Source organism: Pseudonocardia yunnanensis (genome assembly GCF_039534065.1).
GTDB classification, from domain to species: domain Bacteria; phylum Actinomycetota; class Actinomycetes; order Mycobacteriales; family Pseudonocardiaceae; genus Pseudonocardia; species Pseudonocardia yunnanensis.
In genome coordinates this window covers 120,779-138,815 of the sequence record NZ_BAAAUS010000023.1, presented here as the reverse complement: position 1 = coordinate 138,815, position 18,037 = coordinate 120,779, and the positions used below count along the sequence as shown (strand labels likewise).

The 18,037-nt window shown below is 66.5% G+C and carries 17 protein-coding genes; 8 read left to right on the top strand and 9 right to left on the bottom strand.

Annotated features, from left to right (window positions below; all coding sequences use genetic code 11):
* The first annotated feature begins 15 nt into the window (after positions 1-15).
* From ABD743_RS20400 to ABD743_RS20385, 4 genes are all read left to right on the top strand, one after another.
* Entirely contained in the window at positions 16-606 is a 591-nt protein-coding gene (locus ABD743_RS20400; RefSeq protein WP_344723720.1) for a DinB family protein, read from the top strand.
* A 204-nt stretch (positions 607-810) separates the two neighbouring features.
* The gene (locus ABD743_RS20395; RefSeq protein ID WP_344723718.1) at positions 811-1,692 is read left to right on the top strand and encodes a LysR substrate-binding domain-containing protein; all 882 of its coding nucleotides are present in this window, start codon (positions 811-813) and stop codon (positions 1,690-1,692) included.
* 433 nt (positions 1,693-2,125) lie between these two features.
* Entirely contained in the window at positions 2,126-3,757 is a 1,632-nt protein-coding gene (gene glsA / locus ABD743_RS20390; protein ID WP_344723717.1) for a glutaminase A, read from the top strand.
* Positions 3,758-3,813: 56 nt separating this feature from the next.
* On the top strand, positions 3,814-5,139 hold the full coding sequence (locus ABD743_RS20385) for an ammonium transporter (protein WP_344723716.1): 1,326 nt from the start codon (positions 3,814-3,816) through the stop codon (positions 5,137-5,139).
* Positions 5,140-5,250: 111 nt separating this feature from the next.
* Here ABD743_RS20385 and ABD743_RS20380 read toward each other — a convergent pair whose 3' ends face one another.
* Positions 5,251-5,604: a hypothetical protein gene (locus tag ABD743_RS20380; protein ID WP_344723715.1), complete on the bottom strand. Its 354-nt coding sequence runs from the start codon at positions 5,602-5,604 to the stop codon at positions 5,251-5,253.
* A 753-nt stretch (positions 5,605-6,357) separates the two neighbouring features.
* Between ABD743_RS20380 and ABD743_RS20375 the strand changes: the two genes are divergently transcribed.
* On the top strand, positions 6,358-6,906 hold the full coding sequence (locus ABD743_RS20375; protein ID WP_344723714.1) for a sigma-70 family RNA polymerase sigma factor: 549 nt from the start codon (positions 6,358-6,360) through the stop codon (positions 6,904-6,906).
* A 288-nt stretch (positions 6,907-7,194) separates the two neighbouring features.
* Positions 7,195-8,688: a SulP family inorganic anion transporter gene (locus ABD743_RS20370; RefSeq protein ID WP_344723713.1), complete on the top strand. Its 1,494-nt coding sequence runs from the start codon at positions 7,195-7,197 to the stop codon at positions 8,686-8,688.
* 80 nt (positions 8,689-8,768) lie between these two features.
* On the opposite strand, the gene ABD743_RS20365 is transcribed toward ABD743_RS20370, so the two are convergent.
* The 4 genes from ABD743_RS20365 to ABD743_RS20350 form a co-directional block, all read right to left on the bottom strand.
* The gene (locus ABD743_RS20365; RefSeq protein ID WP_344723712.1) at positions 8,769-9,218 is read right to left on the bottom strand and encodes a hypothetical protein; all 450 of its coding nucleotides are present in this window, start codon (positions 9,216-9,218) and stop codon (positions 8,769-8,771) included.
* A gap of 350 nt (positions 9,219-9,568) precedes the next feature.
* Complete coding sequence (locus tag ABD743_RS20360) at positions 9,569-10,264, bottom strand: TetR/AcrR family transcriptional regulator (RefSeq protein ID WP_344723711.1); 696 nt, start codon at positions 10,262-10,264, stop codon at positions 9,569-9,571.
* Between the two features lie 74 nt (positions 10,265-10,338).
* Positions 10,339-11,664, bottom strand: a complete 1,326-nt coding sequence (locus tag ABD743_RS20355; RefSeq protein ID WP_344723710.1) for an MFS transporter — start codon at positions 11,662-11,664, stop codon at positions 10,339-10,341.
* Positions 11,664-12,446 carry a crotonase/enoyl-CoA hydratase family protein gene (locus tag ABD743_RS20350; protein ID WP_344723709.1) on the bottom strand — a complete coding sequence of 261 codons (783 nt, stop codon included), beginning with the start codon at positions 12,444-12,446 and terminating at the stop codon, positions 11,664-11,666. The genes ABD743_RS20355 and ABD743_RS20350 overlap by 1 nt, the downstream gene beginning before the upstream one ends.
* 120 nt (positions 12,447-12,566) lie before the next feature.
* On the opposite strand from ABD743_RS20350, the gene ABD743_RS20345 reads away from it, so the two are divergent.
* Positions 12,567-13,778, top strand: coding sequence for a CaiB/BaiF CoA transferase family protein (locus tag ABD743_RS20345; protein ID WP_344723708.1), 1,212 nt, complete (start codon positions 12,567-12,569; stop codon positions 13,776-13,778).
* A gap of 593 nt (positions 13,779-14,371) precedes the next feature.
* On the opposite strand, the gene ABD743_RS20340 is transcribed toward ABD743_RS20345, so the two are convergent.
* From ABD743_RS20340 to ABD743_RS20320, 4 genes are all read right to left on the bottom strand, one after another.
* The gene (locus tag ABD743_RS20340) at positions 14,372-14,557 is read right to left on the bottom strand and encodes a hypothetical protein (protein WP_344723707.1); all 186 of its coding nucleotides are present in this window, start codon (positions 14,555-14,557) and stop codon (positions 14,372-14,374) included.
* Between the two features lie 282 nt (positions 14,558-14,839).
* On the bottom strand, positions 14,840-15,838 hold the full coding sequence (locus tag ABD743_RS20330) for a DMT family transporter (RefSeq protein ID WP_425566953.1): 999 nt from the start codon (positions 15,836-15,838) through the stop codon (positions 14,840-14,842).
* Positions 15,839-15,941: 103 nt separating this feature from the next.
* Positions 15,942-16,268 carry a winged helix-turn-helix domain-containing protein gene (locus ABD743_RS20325; RefSeq protein WP_344723706.1) on the bottom strand — a complete coding sequence of 109 codons (327 nt, stop codon included), beginning with the start codon at positions 16,266-16,268 and terminating at the stop codon, positions 15,942-15,944.
* Positions 16,268-16,741, bottom strand: a complete 474-nt coding sequence (locus ABD743_RS20320) for a hypothetical protein (RefSeq protein WP_344723705.1) — start codon at positions 16,739-16,741, stop codon at positions 16,268-16,270. The genes ABD743_RS20325 and ABD743_RS20320 overlap by 1 nt, the downstream gene beginning before the upstream one ends.
* Positions 16,742-17,005: 264 nt before the next feature.
* Between ABD743_RS20320 and ABD743_RS20315 the strand changes: the two genes are divergently transcribed.
* Positions 17,006-17,977, top strand: a complete 972-nt coding sequence (locus ABD743_RS20315; protein WP_344723704.1) for a helix-turn-helix domain-containing protein — start codon at positions 17,006-17,008, stop codon at positions 17,975-17,977.
* Positions 17,978-18,037: the final 60 nt, after the last annotated feature.

Sequence of the window (18,037 nt, the reverse complement as noted above, 5' to 3'; positions counted from 1 at the left end):
GAAAGGCTGCTCCCCATGACCGATTCGGATCCGAAAGAACACCTTCACCGCTATTTGCAGGTCGCTCGCGAGGCCCTGCTGTGGAAACTCGACGGGCTCTCGGAGTACGACGTCCGCCGCCCCATGACACCGACGGGCACCAACCTGCTGGGCCTGGTCAAACACGTCGCAAGCGTCGAGCTCGGGTACTTCGGCGCCACCTTCGGACGCCCTTCCGATGAACCACTGCCGTGGTACGCCGACGATGCCGAACCCGACGCGGACATGTGGGCGACCGCCGACGAGACGCGCGAGCAGATCATCGGCCTCTACCACCGCGCATGGGCGCACTCGGACGCCACCATCGAGATGCTGGCGCTGGACGCGGTCGGCCATGTCCCGCACTGGCCGGACGACCGCAGCGAGGTGACGCTGCACCAGATCCTCGTGCACGTGATCTCCGAGTCCCATCGGCACGCAGGCCACGCAGACATCATCCGAGAGCTCATCGACCGAGCCGCTGGATTGCGGAAGGACAACGACAACATGGGATCCGGCGACCCGGAGTGGCGGGAGAACCATCGCCGTCGGCTGGAGCACGTCGCGCAGGAGTTCGGCCGGCAGTGAGCAGTCAGGTCTCCTGATGGACGCTCCCGGTCCAGGCACTTACGCGCGAGTTCGACATTGAGGCCGGCAGCAGAAAACCGTGCTCGCCTTGCCGGGATCGGCAAACCACGCCGGCAGGAGTAGGAAGGGGTGGCATGGGTCCACCATGCGCCAACCGTTCGTTGAGCTGAAGTACGCAATCCTCATGGAACATCAGAGACACTAATGCTTCTGGACGCCTCTCGCCTGCACGTGCTGGTCGAAGTCGCACACGCCGGCTCGATCGCCGCAGCTGCCACACGCATGGGGTTCACGCCATCGGCGTTGTCCCAGCAGCTGACGAAGCTGGAGCGGGAGGTCGGCGCACCTCTGGTCGACCGGGGGCGGGCCGGTACGACACTGACGGAGTTGGGCCGGATCCTTCTGGAGCACGGTGAACGGGTCGTCGGTGAGCTTCGCGATGCGGAGCGAGCCGTCCAGTCGGCGATCAACAATCAGCCGCAGCAGATCGCGGTCGGCGCCTTCTCGACGGCGGCACGCACGGTGCTTCCGCAGGCACTCGCGGTGCTCCGGACGCAGCGGCCGGGGGTTCGGTTCTCACTCGTCGACGTGGAACCACCGGACGGGTACGGCCTGGTCGTGGCCCGGGAGCTCGATCTGTTGATCACTCACCGTTACCCCGGCACAGTCCTGCCCCCGGCTACAGGCCTGCGCAGGCAACTGTTGTTCCGGGACCCGCTACGTCTGGTGCTTCCGCGAGGACACCGGTTCGCCGGATCGGCGGAGGTCGCGCTTGCCGACCTCCAGGACGACGACTGGATCTCGGGCGCGCCAGGCGTGTCGTACCGGGTGTTCCTCGAGTCCCTGGGTTCGGTGCACGTCGCGTACGAGACGGCGGACTACGAGGTCACCCTCGCGCTCATCGCGGCAGGTCTCGGGATCTCCCTCGTGCCGGCGAGCATGCTGCGCCACGACGACCGCGTCGCCGTGCGGAACCTGCGCGCGCCCACCACTCGCGAGATCTACATCGTGCATGCGTGCCGCCCGTCGGCCCTGGTCGCCGAGCTGATCAGCGAGCTCCGCGCTACCCGGACCCAGCCCGTGTGACGGCGCCTGCCGTACGGAGGCGCGACCATTAGCGTTTCTGATATGCCGTGAGAGTTCCGCGCTTCTGCCTGACGGCCGGTCGACGCATGCTGAGCGCATGACAAACCTTCCGGCCCGTGCCGACGTCACCGCTACCGCCGACCAGCTCATGACGTGCATCCGGCGTATTTCGGTCTTTCGCCTATCTCGCTATCGTCCACGACCTCGGACATAACGCCGCCTGGAACCGTCAAGCGCCAGATCCTCCCGATTCGGGACATCCGGCACGCCGACCACTCCCCTCATCCACGGCGAGCCTGAACCCAATTCGGCTCGATCTACGCAAAAAAAATTCTGTATGATCCAGAGCGAAGCCGACCCGGAGTCGCACCGACCTCACTGCAGGGCGCTCGCTTAATCACCACGTCATCCCGTGATCCGGAGGGGAACGGAAATGGGCAAGGCGCAGCTCACTCCTACTCGAGTGGGAACCATCGGGGGCCGCAATTCACACGCATCCGCACCCGGCGACAAGCTGAGAACCTACAAGGCGCTCTTCGACTCGTTCACGCAGGACTCGCAAGGGAAGATCTCGCCGTTCGAGGTGCTCACCCGGCTGAAGAGCGCAGGAATTCGGCCGGACGACCGGCGAATACAGGATGCGTGGAGCGCACTCGACAATCCGGGCCAAGAGAGTGGCCGCCTCGACCTCGACAGGTTCATCGCCGTCTGCCAGCGCAACAGCGGCATCATCTCCCGGGCCATCAGAGGCGAACTGGTGATACCCGACTTCCCACGGTTCACACAGGACGTCGAGTTGATGTATCAGGAGCTGCTCGAGGAGCGGGACGGGTCGGTTGCCGACTACATACCGCAGCTGGGGAGGGTCGACCCGGAGCGACTCGCCATCGCGATCTGCACCACGGACGGTCAGCGACACTCGATAGGCGACCACAATGTGAACTTCTGCCTGCAGTCGGTGTGCAAACCGATCAACTATTTGCTGGCCCTCGAGGAGCACGGCGCGGACACCGTTCACCGGCATGTCGGCTGCGAGCCGAGCGGCGTCCGCTTCAACGAGTTGTCACTCAGCGAGAAGGGCATCCCGCACAACCCGATGATCAACTCCGGGGCGATCATGTGCAGCTCGCTGATCCGGCCGTCGGACATGATGGCCGACCGGTTCGACCACGTCGCCGACATGTGGCGGCAACTCGCGAGCGGCGGGCGCGTCGGGTTCAACAACCCGGTGTACCTGTCCGAGCGCGACAGCGCCGACCGGAACTTCGCACTGGGCTACTTCATGCGGGAGAAGAACGCGTTCCCGAAGGGCACCGAGCTCGTCAACACGCTGGAGTTCTACTTCCAGTGCTGCTCCATCGAGATCGATACGGAGTCGCTGGCGGCTGCCGCCGCCGCGTTGGCCGCAGGCGGCGTCTCACCGCTGACCGAGAACCGGCTCTTCCACACGGAGAACGTGCAGAAATGCCTCTCACTCATGTCCTCGTGCGGCATGTACGACTACTCGGGAGAGTTCGCGTTCCGCATCGGCCTGCCCGCCAAGAGCGGCGTGTCCGGGGCTCTGATGATCGTCGTCCCACAGGTCATGGGCATCGCGGTGTGGTCGCCACGGCTCGATGCGCTCGGGAACTCGGTGCGCGGGATCAAGTTCTCGCGGATGCTCACCGAGAAGTACAACTTCCACGCCTACGACGGACTTGTCGGCAACGACGAAACCGGTAAGCGCGACCCCAGGCGCCGCAAGAACCAGACAACAGCCGACGGTGTGGTGCGCCTGTGCTGGGCGGCCAGCCAAGGCGATCTGGACGACGTCCGCGCCGCGATTGCATCGGGCATCGACCCCAGCGTCTCCGACTACGACGGCCGCACCGCCCTGCACCTCGCGGCATCGGAAGGACAACTCGAGGTCGTGCGCTACCTGCTCGATCAGGGGGCCAACCCCGACGCCCGTGACCGTTGGGGCGGGACCCCGGCAACCGATGCCGAACGCGAAGGCCACCCCGCCGTCGCGCAACTGCTCACCCAGGACTTCCAGGGCGAGAAACCCGCCGCCGCCGTTTCCTAATTCGGCCATCCCGGCACCTCTCCACAATGACACCCGTTCTGCAGGAGGACTGAAGAATGCTCAACGCGGGCGATACCGCCTGGGTGCTCGTCGGCGCGGCGTTGGTGATGCTGATGACCCCAGGGCTGGCCTTTTTCTACGGCGGCATGGTCAGGAGCAACAGCGTCCTGAACATGTTGATGATGAACTTCATCTGCCTGGCAGTGGTCGGCGTGCTCTGGATGGCCTTCGGCTACAGCTGGTCGTTCGGCAACGATGCGTTCGCCGGCCTGTTCGGCGGGAACGAGTTCGTCGGTCTGGGCCCGACGATCGGTCACCTCGTCGGCGTCGCCGGGCCCGGTGTGCCGTGGCCGGGGCCGGATGCGCTGCCGGCGACGGCGTTCGTGATGTTCCAACTGATGTTCGCCGTCCTCACCCCGGCGCTGATCTCGGGTGCCGTCGCAGACCGGGTTAAATTCTGGTCCTGGACGTTGTTCGTGATCGTGTGGGTGGCCGTCGTCTACATCCCGGTGGCGCACTGGGTGTTCTCCTTCGACGGCTTCACCGGCCCGACATCGCACGGCGGTTGGATCGCGAACGTGCTCAAAGCCGAGGACTTCGCCGGTGGCACCGCGGTACACATCAACGCAGGCGCCGCCGCGCTCGCGCTGGCCATCGTGCTGGGTCGCCGCACCGGCTGGCCGCGGGAATCGATGCGCCCGCACAACCTGCCCTTCGTGTTGCTGGGCGCCAGCCTGCTGTGGTTCGGCTGGTACGGCTTCAACGCCGGCTCCGCGCTCGGCGCAAACGACCTGGCCGGGGTCGCGTTCACCAACACCACCGTCGCCGCCTGCACCGCGGTGCTGGGGTGGCTGCTCGTCGAGCAGATCCGCGACGGCAAACCGACCGCCATGGGTGCGGCTTCGGGCGCCGTTTCGGGACTGGTGGCGATCACGCCGGCCTGTGCTTTCGTGACCCCGGTGGGTGGGCTCGTGATCGGCGTGATCGCCGGTGTGTTGTGCGCGCTTGCGGTGGGCTTGAAGTACAGGTTCGGGTTCGACGACTCCCTCGACGTGGTCGGTGTGCACCTGGTCGGCGGAATGGTCGGCACCCTGCTGATCGGTTTCCTCGGCACCAGGAGTGTCAACGCCGCAGCCCTGGGCGAGAACGGCCTGTTCTACGGTGGCGGCTTCATCCAACTCGGCCGCCAGGCCGCCGCTGCCGGCGCAGTGATGCTCTACTCGTTCGCTGTGGCCTTTGCCATCGGCATCCTCATCAAGAAGACGATCGGCTTCCGCATCGAGGAGCAATCCGAGATCGCTGGCATCGATGAACAAGAACACGCACAACGCGGCTACGACTACTCCAGTCTGACTTCCCTGCTCACCCACAATCCCGGCTGAAGCGGTTTCCTGTTCACCGGCGCACCAATCGCAGACGCCTCACGTCGAGTCGGCATTCCCTTGATGACGGGCCTTCTCACGGCCGGCCGACGTCGGGCGTTGTCGTCAGGATCAATGTTGGAGCACGCCCTCTGCCGCGTCGATCGACCGCTGGAGTCCCGGATTGTGAAGCGCGGGGCCGTCGAAGTCAGCGGGACCCGCGGGCGGAGCCGGGTCCGCAGGCGGCGGATCGGACGGCTGCAACGCGTCCCCCGCAGCACTGCCCAACTCACCCCGCGCAATCGTCCCTCCGATCGAGATCCGGGTCTGTGGGTCCGTTCCGTCGTCGTTCGGGTTGTCGGCTCCTGCGGCGGCTGCGCTTTCCATGGTGGCGAGGGTCGAGTGGCTCGCTTCAGCGGGAGCTGCGAAGGCGGTGGCGGTGGCGGTGGCGGTGGCGGTGGCGGCGAGAACGACGCCCGTGGTCACTGCGGCGACTGTGGCTCCGGCAAGAGTTCTCTGAATCAACGTCTTCATTGTGTGCTCCGTTGTAGTTTCGAGGGGTTCGCAAACAATGCGATGCGCAATTGATCGGTTCGCGGGGACCAGGTGCCGATGCGCTATCCGCTGCCGATCACACGCATCAGCGGCCCGCCTGCGTTCAAGTGGTCACTGTCTTGAAGATCACTGCCGGCGGAGAGAGCCTCCGACGCCCCCGTCTATTTTTCAGGAAAGCGACATCTCATATGTCACGGACCGATGCGGCCGGCGCGGCCACCCAGTGGGGCGCACCCGACATGCTCACCACCCCGACCCAACGGCCGTCCGGTCGCGGTCGCGTACTCATCGGGCAATTCCGTGTAGTTGATGCCGTCGGCGGATCGCACCGTAAGACCGTCGACGGAGAAGGTCCGCCGCATGTCGGGGTGGGCGCTGATCGGCCTCGTGTTCGCCGTGGCCGCGGCGTCTCCCAGGCGCCGATGGCAGCCGGAGCGCTGGTCATCCTCCGGTCGATTCGGCATGTTCACGCTCAAGTGGCCCCTGCGATCTACCCGGAAGTGACCCATGATCGCGTGCCGCACGGGCGCTAGCGTCGATGTATCGCTCTTGTTGACGCCACCATGCCGGGGAAGGACTGCACGTGAGACCACGACAGATTGAGAATTCGGCCAGGAGGCGAGGGCATTTCTTGCCGGTGCGTCCGTTGGTTCACATCGTCGGTGAGACGTCATGCCGTCCGAGGTGACCGATCTGTTCGAGTCGGAAGTGACGGACGAAGAATGGGTCCGCAAGCTGTTCGAGGAACATGGAAAGGCGATGCTCGCCTACGCCAGGCGGCTCACCAGCGACCGCTCGGCCGCCGAGGACATCGTGCAGGAAGTGCTGGTGCGGGCCTGGCGCCATCGCGTTGTCCCGATCGCGGGTAAGACTGCAGTGCGCGCGTGGTTGTTCACGGTGATCCGGAACCTTGTGGTCGACCGGTTCCGTGCCCAGAACTCCCGGCCGATCGAAGTGGTCGAGACGCAGTTGACTCATCCCGTCGAGCGTGATCACGCCGACCGGGTCGTGGATTCGATGCTGGTCTCCCAGGCGCTGGACTCGCTGTCACCGGAGCACCGGGCGGTTCTCGAAGACGTCTATCTCCACGGAAAAACGGTTCGCGAGACAGCCGAGACGCTGGGAATTCCGCCCGGCACGGTGAAATCTCGCACCCATTTCGCCTTGCGCGCTCTGAACCGACTGCTGCGGGGTCCCGACCGTTCGGAAGCCCCCGTGGCCGTGCCCGGCTGACGCAGTGTCAGCTCCCGACGTCGCTCCGGCCGATTCTCCGGGCGATTTCCGGGGAATTCGACACGCAGGTGCAGTGTGCAACTGTCGTCGGGCCGCTGCGACCCTTGTCAATCGCAGACCCATGCTACGCAGGCACCTGATTCGCCGAACGCCGGTGCCCGCGTCCATCGTGGTGATCAACGTTGCCGCGATCACATGGGCCGCATACCGCCTCTCTCGTGAGAGTAAGGTGCGCGACTCGGGCCCCAGTGCGTGTGGCTCCTCCCCCTTTCTCTGCGGAAAGAAGCGATGTCCCGCTCTGCCGGCTTCACCCTGCGCCTTGCTCGCCCCAGTTGGTTCTCCCCCCGGGTGCTACGGACCGAGGTCCTCGCCGGCCTGGTCGTCGCGCTCGCCCTGATACCCGAGGCGATCGCGTTCTCGCTGGTCGCCGGCGTCGACCCACGGGTCGGTCTCTTCGCCGCATTCACGATGGCAGTGACCATCGCCTTCGTCGGCGGGCGGCCGGCGATGATCTCGGCGGCGACCGGTGCGGTCGCACTCGTCGTCGCACCGGTAGCCCGCGAGTACGGCGTCGAATACCTGTTCGCCACTGTCGTGCTCGGCGGCCTGCTGCAGATCGTGCTGGCCGTGGCGGGCATCGCCCGGCTGATGCGGTTCCTGCCGCGCAGCGTCATGGTCGGGTTCGTCAACGCACTGGCAATCCTGATCTTCATCTCACAGTTGCCCTACCTCATCGGCGTGCCCTGGCCGGTGTACGCCCTGCTGGCGGCCGCACTCGTCATCATGGTCGGGCTTCCCCGGCTCACCAGGGCCGTGCCCGCTCCGCTGGTGTCCATCGTCGTGCTGACCTTGTTCACCGTCGCCGTCGGGATGGCGGTGCCGACCGTGGGCGATCAAGGTGCGCTGCCCGACAGCCTGCCGATGCCCGGGTTGCCTGCGGTGCCCTTCACATGGGAGACACTGCGCACCATCGCGCCTTACGCACTCGCTCTGGCGGTGGTCGGACTCATCGAGTCACTCATGACCGCGAAGCTCGTCGACGAGATCACCGACACGCACTCCGACAAGACCCGCGAATCCTGGGGCCAAGGAGTCGCCAACATCGTCACGGGCTTCTTCGGCGGCATGGGCGGCTGCGCGATGATCGGCCAGACGATGATCAACGTCAAGGTCTCCGGTGGCCGGACGCGGTTGTCCACGTTTCTCGCCGGGGCGTTCCTTCTCATCCTCGTCATCCCGCTCGACGGCGTCGTCGCAAAGATTCCGATGGCCGCACTCGTCGCGGTGATGGTCATGGTGTCGGTCGGGACGTTCGACTGGCACAGCATCCACCCGCGCACTCTCCGCCGGATGCCCAAGAGCGAGACCGCCGTGATGCTCTCAGCCGTCGCCGTCACCGTGGCCACCAGCAACCTCGCCTACGGCGTGGGCGTCGGCGTGATAGTCGCGATGATCCTCTTCGCGCGGCAGGTAGCACGGGTCGTCCAGGTCACCAGCGTGCTCGACCCCGGGGGCGCGACAAAGATCTACAGAGTCGACGGCCAGCTCTTCTTCGCCTCCAGCAATGACCTCGTCTTCCAGTTCGACTACGCCAACGATCCCGACAACGTCGTGATCGACCTGTCCGCAGCCACCATCTGGGACGCCTCCACCGTCGCCGCACTCGACGCCATCACCACCAAGTACTCGGCCCGGGGAAAAACGGCGACGATCACCGGCATGAACGAGCCGAGCAGGCTCCGGCACGCGGCCCTTGCGGGCAGCCTCACGCCCGCTCACTGACTCCCGAACCTCCCCTCCCGAGAGGGAAGAATTCCAGTGTCAGAGACGCAGCCCGACGATCGGTCTCGCAGACAGAGCGCTCAGCGTTGCCGAAGTGTTCGGTGGATGACCCGGCCAACCACCAGGTAGACGATCGCTGCCAGTCCGTAGTTGACGATGAGGCCTATCGTGGCATCGCCCGGAGTGAAGACATCTCCGAAGCCGAACACGAATATCCTTGCCGTACCGTAGACGAAAGCAACGAAGCCGCTGTTCGGATTGGCACCGAACAACGTGAACACGATGTGCAGGACGAAAACGAGTGCGATGAGAGCCGTGGCCACCCGGATGGTGTTGGCGATGACAGCGGTCCGGTCGGCACGGCGATCGCGCTCACGCTGGTACTCCAGCGGAGATTCCTCGGGCTGCCGATACGCCTGGCCGGGGTAGTCACGCGAACTCGGCTCCGGTTCGTACGGCTCAGCCGGAACCTGATACCGCGCTGGCGGCCGCTCGCGCTGGTACGGGTCGGGATCCTGCTCATACGGCACCGGAGCAGGTTGCTCGTAGTACCTCGTGGGCGGGCTCGACTGACGAACCGGTGTCGTCGGCGGTTCGGTGGGACCTGGCGGCTGCACGTATCCGCCAGGGCCGTGCGGCCGCGGCGGATATCCACCGAGCCCCCGCGCGGACTGCTGGTACGCGCCAGGGTCGGGCGGCGGTTGCGGGCGACGGCCGCGCGCCTCGCCTGGATACGGTTGATCCGGTCGGCGAGCCGCCGCGGGACCACGGCGAGGCGGCGGCCCCGGCGGACCTTGATACCGGTCGTAACTCATGCCTCGGCATTCTGACGATACGGTCGGGTGCGGGTATACCCCCCGAGGGCAACGCTTGGTCGAAGTCAGCTAGGAGCCCAGAAGCTACCGATCTGAACGACTCCCCGCACGACGAAGGTGGCGATCTGACGGGCCAGTGCCTCACGATCGGCACGGGTCTCACCGGGCCGTGGCGTGTACCAGCGTGAGGTCCAGTTCAGTGCGCCGAGCAGCGGTTTGACGGCTTGCCTCGGCGCGATGTTCCGGAACGATCCGTCCGCGAGGCCTTCGCTGAGGACGTCGATGTAGATCGCTTCATTGCTGTCGCGCAGCGTGATGACCTCAGCGAGGGTGGCACGCTCGACGGCCGTCGTACGGCCCGACAGGACAGACTCGAACCCCTGGCCTGCGACGCGGAGATACGGCAGTTGCTCCATCATGAGCAGCGCGTGGGCCATCGCCATCGAGAAGAGTTTGTCGGGGGGTGCCAACTCCTCCAGGCCCGGGCGCAGCAGAGCGGCGCGCAGCATCTCCATGGCCGTGCGGTTCACGGCGACGAAGAGTTCCGACTTGCTCGAGAAGTGGTGGTAGATCAAGCCCTTCGTAGCGCCGAGGTCCCGGCTGATCGCATCGACCGACGCCGCTGCGAAGCCCAACTCCGTGAAGACCCGCGCAGCCGCGTCGAGGATCTCCGCCCGTCGCTGGGTCTGCTGGGAGGCCGTCGAATCGGCGCCGTCGGTCTGTGCCACTCGCGTGGGTCCGTCGGGTGGCGGCTTCGACATGTCCCGGACGCTACCAAGCCGCGCCGCCGAACCTCGGCGTCCATCTCCCGCGCGACCGCGCCCCCGGCTCGTCCTCACCCTCGCATGCACTCGGCCCGCGCGCCCCGCCCGACCGACTCGTCGACGGTGAGGTCCCGATCCCGTGTCTCCGGTGTCAGCGCGATCGTGATGACCGAGATCGCGAGCAGCGCGATCACCCACCCCGAGAAGGCCGCACCGTTGTGGTGCTGCTCGAGGTAGGTCTCCAGGTACGGCGCAGTTCCCCCGAACAGCGCGACGGTCAACGAGTAGGGCACGCCCAGCCCGACGGCGCGGATGCCGGTGGGAAACAGCTCCGCGAAATAGGCCGGCCCGATGGCGGAGGCACCGGCGACCAGCAGGAGCGCGATGCCCATCGCCACGAACAGCTGCCACGTCCTTCCCTGGATCAACGCCTGCAACGGAAAGAACAGCACCGCGGACAGCACCGCGCTGCCCAGCAGGATCGGCTTGCGACCGACGCGGTCGGATAGGGCACCCCAGAACGGGAGGACGACGATATAGAGCGCGGTGGCGCCCGACGCGGCCCAGAGTGCTCCCGCCGGATCGGTGCCGCGTTGCTGAATGGCGACCGGGGCTGTGGCGACCGCCCACGCGTAGTAGACGACCGTCCCTCCTGCGGTGAAACCAATTACACGCAGCACGGCCTTCGGGTTGCCGGCGAACTGCCGCCGCAGTGAGATCGACGGCGCGGACGCCCGATTGCGCCGAAAGACGGCCGTTTCGGTCATCCGTCGTCGCATCACGGCCCCGAACAATCCGAGAACGCCCCCCAGCAGGAACGGAATCCGCCACCCGAACGACCTCATGTCGTCGGCGCTCAGCACGGCGGTGAGGAGCCCGCCGAGGGCCGTGCCGAGCAGTGTGCCCAGGGAGCCGGAGAAGTAGATGAGGCTCGACCACAGGCCCCGCCGGGCCGGCGGTGCGACCTCGGCGAGATAGGTCTGTGCTGCGGGAAGTTCACCGCCCTGCGCGAGCCCTTGGAGGAGCCGGGCGACCAGCAGCACGATCGGTGCTGCGATGCCGATCGTGGCCGCTGACGGCGTGCCACCGATGATCAGGCTTCCTGCTGCGGCGGTGACCACTGTCAACGTCATGGCGGGCTGCCGTCCGGTCCGGTCGGCCAGCCATCCGAAGAGCAGGCCCCCGAAGGGACGTGCGACGAACCCCACCGCGAAGACAGCGAGTGTGCTGAGTAGTTCGCTACTGGCATCTCCGCTGGTGAAGAACCGTGCGGCGAAGAATACAGAGAATATTGCGTAGATGTTCCAGTCGTACCATTCGATGGCATTTCCGATGCCGATGGCGGTCAACATTGCGAGCCGGTCCGGCGGTCGTTGCGCCGACTTCTCGGAGACCATCACTCGCCCAGCACTCCGTGCCGCCCAGCGCCGTTGGCGAATCGCGTTGCCCCCGCCGGCGAGTCCAGCCGGGCCGCACGGGAGATCTCTGCCTCTCGCATCAGCCCCTGAGCAGTCGGCAACGAGAAGGCCTCGTACGTCGACTTCCGATCGGCGAGCATCGCGGCCTGCGGGAAGACCGCGATCCGCTCGGCGAGCGCGACGGCTTCCTCGAGCGCGCGTCCGTCGTCGACGACCCGGTCGGCCAACCCGATCGCCACAGCTTCCGGGCCCGGCACTTCGCGGGCGGTCAGGAGGAGATCGAGAGCGCGTCCCATCCCGACGAGCTTCGGAAGGCGCACGGCGGTTCCGTCGCTCACGGGGACACCCCAGCGACGCGACAGCACCGCAAAACGCGACGACGTCGCAGCGACCCGCAAGTCACACCGAAGAGCGAGGCCGAGGCCACCCCCGCACGCATGCCCCTCGACGGCCGCGATCAGTGGCTTGCTCAGCTGGTCGCGGCATGGGCCGTTCTCCCCGGCCCCCCATGGATCGAAGATCTCACCGTTCGCGACAGCTTTGAGATCCGCGCCGGCGCAGAAGTGGCCCCCACCGCCCGCTAGAACGCCGACATGCGCATCCGGGTCCTGCTCGAACTCGCGCAGCGCGTACGTCAGCGCCAGTGATGAAGCGGAGTCGAGAGCGTTCCGTTGCTCCGGCCGGTTGAGGGTGATGATCGCGACCGCTCCACTGCGCTCCACCAGCACATCTGGTCCGTCGGCTTGTCCAACCTCTGTCATGACGTTGCTCCCTTCGTCCGGGGTGCATCGCGGCGCGGCCGTCCTTTGGCGGGCGGGACCCGGGATGCCTCGCTGCACTGACATACCACTCGGTATCTGGAGCAGCCGCAACGACCGGCAATGCGTGATTACAAGCACGCTTACCTGGGATCCTACCTAGTAGTACTGTCGATCCGACGCGATGGGGGGGACGCGATGCCCAACACTCTTTCCGAAACTCTGGTCGTCTGTCTCGAGCAGGCGCTGGCGGCGCCGTTGGCGAGTTGCCGACTCGCCGACTCAGGAGCCAGGGTCATCAAGGTCGAGCGACCCGACGGGGGCGACTTCGCCCGCGGGTACGACTCGCTCGTCCACGGTGACAGCACGTATTTCGTCTGGGCCAACCGCGGCAAGGAGTCCGTCGCGCTCGACCTGAAGGCGCCCGGGGACTTGGAGATCCTGCTCAGGATCATCGATCAGGCCGACGTGTTCATCCAGAACCTCGCCCCGGGGGCCGTCGACCGGCTCGGCCTGAGCAGCGCAACACTGCGTGCACGAAACCCACACCTGATCACCTGTGACATCAGCGGCTACGGGCGCGACGGTCCGCTCCGCGACGACAAGGCCTACGACCTGCTGATCCAGGCAGAGAGTGGTGTCGCCTCGGTCACCGGAACCCCGGATGCCCCGGGGCGAATCGGAGTGTCGGCCTGCGACATCGCCGCCGGGCTCTCGGCGCACGCTGCGATCCTCGAAGCGCTCCTCCTCCGCGTGCAGACCGGCGAAGGCTCAGGGATCCACGTGTCGCTGTTCGCGGCAATGGCCGAGTGGATGGCGGTGCCGCTGCTGCACCACCAACACTCGGGCCGCCAGATCTGGCCGCGACTCGGCCTGTCGCATCCGCTGATCGCGCCGTACGGCGCCTACCCGTGCGCTGACGGTGGGTTGGTCATGGTCGGGCTGCAGAACGACGCCGAATGGCGACGCCTCGCGTCGGTCGTACTCAGCTCACCCGACCTCGCTGACAACCCCGACTACGCGACGAACGTCGCTCGGGTGGAGAACCGGGAAGCCGTGGACCAGCTGGTGAGCCAGTACACCAGCTCGGTCGATCTCGACACGGCCACCGGCGCGCTCCGCAAAGCCGGCATCGCTTGTGCCAGGGTGAACGACGTCCGCGGTCTCGCCGAGCACCCCCAACTGCGCAATCTCGTCGTCACGACGCCAGGTGGCACCGCCCTCGTTCCCGCACCGCCCGCGCTGTGGTCCGTCCCCGCAGCGCCGGTCGGGGCTGTGCCGAGCCTGGACCAGCACGGCGAGGCGATTCGAGCGGAGTTCGGAACCAGCAGCTAGTGCCACGTCACCCAGCATTCGATAGGTGATCGAGTCTGCGGAGCTCGGGCTTGGCTGCGTAGTGGCGTTCAGGGGTGGTGCGGCAGTGGGAGGTCGGCGCAGCCCCCCAGCTGACATTGGCCTTTGAGACGGACGAGCAGGCCGTCCTGATCTCGCAAGCAATGGGTTATCGCTTGACATTCGACCCCGAAATGCTAGCTCGCCCTGTGTTCTGCGAGCACATCCACTATCGGACAGGCACGCCCTACCGTGCTGCCGACCTCGAGGTGACGAAAACATTCAGAAAGTCAAAAGATGGATGGGAGTGCGCGAAAGTCGATATTGGATCGGTCAGATGCCCGTACCGGCCTGAGATACACCGCTGCCGGATGAAGCTTCCACCGTAGAAACGTATGCGTGCACAGGCCGGGTGTGACTTCGGGGGAGGGCGTGGCCGGACGGTAGGTGGGGTTCGAGGGGTATCTCATCACTTCACCCGACCACGTCGGACCGGCGCCGAGGGACGCTGGTTTCCTCGAAGAAGACAACGTTCACAACGGATCGAGCCGCTGGATGGGTGTCCATCCGGCGGCTTGATCAAGTTCCGGTCGGAGCTACTTGAGTTTGCCGGCGTGAAACCGGAGACCTGGCATCAGCCCGATGAGGATCCCGGCGATTACACCGGTGAGAACCACCAACATCTCGATCCACGGGCGTCCCATCGCTTCCGGGACGGTTACCGCCAGGACAGTCGCCGTGAGCGCTCCGAGCGCCAAGCCACCCAGGGCGCCGATGGTCACGAAACGAGCATCTCGCCGTGCACGCTCGCTATCTTCTTCCCTGATTCTGGACCGATACCAGGGGAGCGTGGGACCACCCTGAGGGGATGGGATCTCCGACAAGGGCCAGGGCGAGGCAGCCCCGTTGTAGGTGCGCCCTCCATCAGGCTTGGACCAGAGATCATCTGTCATGGATGCAGAACCTCCAGGAGGGCAACAGCCGATCATGACCCGTCCGCTACGTGTGGGCCGGGCCACACGTAGGTTGCCGATGAGCGTCACCACGATCTCCTCGTTTCGTCCTCATGGGAGTAATCGCCAGGTAGAGCCCCTCAGAACAACTGGATGAGCAAGGACCCGGCCACGAGTAGGAGCAACCCGACCCCGCGGGCCGCGGTGAAGGTCCGCTGCGGCAGCCGAAACAGCCCGCGCGTATCGATGAGGGCGGACGCGAGCTGCTGGCCCGTCACGGTGAGCGCCACCGTGACGGCTGCGCCGATCTGGGGCAGCAGCATGAAGGTGCCGGTCACGTACCCCACGGCGCAGAGCCCCGCCCAACCATCCCCACCAGGGCATACCGCCCAGCCGGGCGAGCTGTGGCGTGGGCGTGCGGTCGGTCGCCCGCAGCACCGCGAACACGATCGTGATCGTCAGCGCCGCGACGAGGAAGCTGACCAGCGCCACTGCGACCGGCTCGACGACGACGGTCCGCAGGCGTGCGTTGACCGCACCTTGGATCGGCAGCGCAGCCCCGGCGAGCAGCCCGAGCAGGAGCCAGCCAGGCGTGACACCCGCGTGCGCGAGTGGCGGTCGCGCGTCGGCAGGACGTCCGGGTCCGATGGCAGCCGGGATCTTCACACGCCGGCCACGGACGATCGCGGTGATACCGGCCAGCACGGCGACGGATCCCACCAGGGTCCCGGCGTCCAGCGTCTGCCGTGCGATCCCGAACAGGCCGAAGCCGTCCAGCGCGATCGACGCGAGCATCTGACCGGTGACGAAGAGCCCGCCGGCGGCAAGGGCCCCGATCCGGGGGAACAGCAGGATGCCGCTGGTGATGTACAGCGGCGAAGCGAGCCCACCGAGCAGGTACCACGAGGGCACGTCGCCGAGGCGCGTCAGGGCGACGAACGTCCCGGTCGCGACGGCGAGAGCCCCGAGCAGCCCGGCCGCCACCCACAACTGGAGCGTGGCAGCGCCGTAGGGCGTGCCGACCGCCTTCGTGAGCTGGAGGTTCGCCGAGGCCTGGACCGCGAGCAAACCCCCGATCATGAGGGCGCTCGCCAGGAGAACCGCGATCATCACCGCTCCAGTGGCTGGCCCACCGGATTCTCACCTGACTGTCGCGGACGCCGGCCAGGGTGAGAGCTACCAGCGATCACGCTCTACGACGAAGTGACCGGCGCTAGCTCGGACGGCCGGCCTCGGTGGCTCCATGAGCGGCATGGGCGGCCGCGACGATGTGCTCCAGCGCAGCCGCATGCTGCTGAAAGGCGTGCCGACCTTGCGGGGTGAGCTGCACGGAGGTGCGTCGCGCGCGGCTTTGCTGGTCCTTGCGAACCGTGACATATCCGGCCTCGGCCAATGCTGAGACATGCTTCGACAGCGCCGAATCGCTGGTCCCGATCGTGTCCCTCAGGAAACCGAAGTCCACCCAGGCGGCCGGTGCCAGCAGGGCGACGATCGACAACCGCGCCGGGACATGCAGGAACTCGTCGAAGCGGGGGTCCATCAGGCGCGTCCGCCGTCGCGCAGCACGATCACCGTGAAGGCCCGGCGGATCAGGGGCGTTATGGCGACATAGGTGACAGCCGTGGCGGCGGCGGCGACGGCGCCCTGCGACAGCAGCCCCTGCGACTGAAGACCGAACACCGCCCAGCCGACGATCCGGAAGATGCCGAACAGCAGCATGATCCCACCCGACAATCCCACCCAGAACAGCCACTCCAGGCCGGTCGGCTTTCGCTGCACGAGGGCCCGGTGTTCGTGCACGATCCCCACTCCGACGAAGAGTCCGAACCCGAGCAGGAACGCGGCAGTGCGCCAAGGGTTCTGGAGATCGATGGAGGCCAGCCCGACAAGAAGTCCCAACGCTGCGAGCAGGACATAGGAGCGGGCGAAGCTCTGGCGGACGACCTGCTGCCGAGTCCTGTCCTGGAGGCGCCGGATGTCATCGAGCGACGACTGGGCATCGTGAGGGTGCATCGGCCCCATCCTTGATCGTTGGACTGCTTTCCTTCGAGGAAAGTAGCACACTGTTTTCCTCAGAGGAAAGCAGTCGTGCGGGGCGCCCGCGTGACCACCCCCGGGCCGGGGATCAAGCGGCGACGCGCTCGGTGATCGGCCCCCAACCCGGTTCGGGTCTGCCTGAGCCCTCATATGCCGTGCAGACAGGCGACCAGGCCAGGGCCCTCAACGTGTGCAGCGATGCCTGCTCAGCATCACGATGACCGGAGCTAGCCTCGGGCCGTGCGGATCCTCGAGTACTCCGGTGAGGAGTTGGAACACCTCGCTCCCGAGTTCTTCCTTCCGGTGATCGTCAGGACGGGTCAGGACTTCCGCGGGCGGGCGGCGATTCAGGGGCTGGGCAAGACACTGACTCTCTCTCGGTCGCATTCGGGGCAGATGTCCGCGGTCCGAACCAACCGGATGGCAGCGAGAGCGTCGGTCGACAACCTGATGCTCTTCTGCATATACACCGACGGCCGGGGCCGCGTCGGCCAACACAACCGATACGTCGAGCTGGCGGGCGGTACGGGAGTGCTCACCGAGGCGCGTAGCCGCTACGAGCGGATCTCGTCAGCCGAGACCCAGCGCATGAGCTTGCGTTTCTCCCGCGAGTTGCTCCCACTCCGGACCACCGAGATCACCGAGGCGTGTGCGCGCAGCGTGGACCCTGCAGCCCCGGCCATGCAAATGTTATCCGGCTACCTCGGCCGGCTGTTCGAGATTGCCGACGAGCTCACCGAGAGGCAGCGGCTGGACGCCGGGCAGGCCACGATCGACCTGCTCGCGATGGTACTGCGAGACGTCACACCCTCTGTGCCGGGCGGGGACGGCCCTGATGACGTGTTGCTCGAGATGATGCGGTCGCACGTCTGCGAACACCTGGCCGATCCGCACCTGCGGGTCGAGGAGCTGGCGCGGCGCCACCACGTCTCGGTCAGCCGGATGTACACCCTGTTCGAACGGATCGGGACCACACCCGGTGCGTACCTTCGCGAACAGCGGCTGCTCGCGGCACAGATCATGCTGTCCGACCCGAAGTACGCCCGGCTCGGGACGTCGGACATTGCGGATGCGGTGGGGTTCGTCGACCGCAGGACGTTCGAGCGGGGGTTCCGGCGGCAGTACGGGACGACGCCGGCCGGCTGGCGGCGCCAGCACCGCCACTACGGATCCGGTCCCGCAACCCTGACGCAGGAGATGCCTCCACGCTGAGCAGTCCAGCCCCCAGTGTGCCCGGCCGGACCAGACGAAGCACATGAAACAGAACTGGGT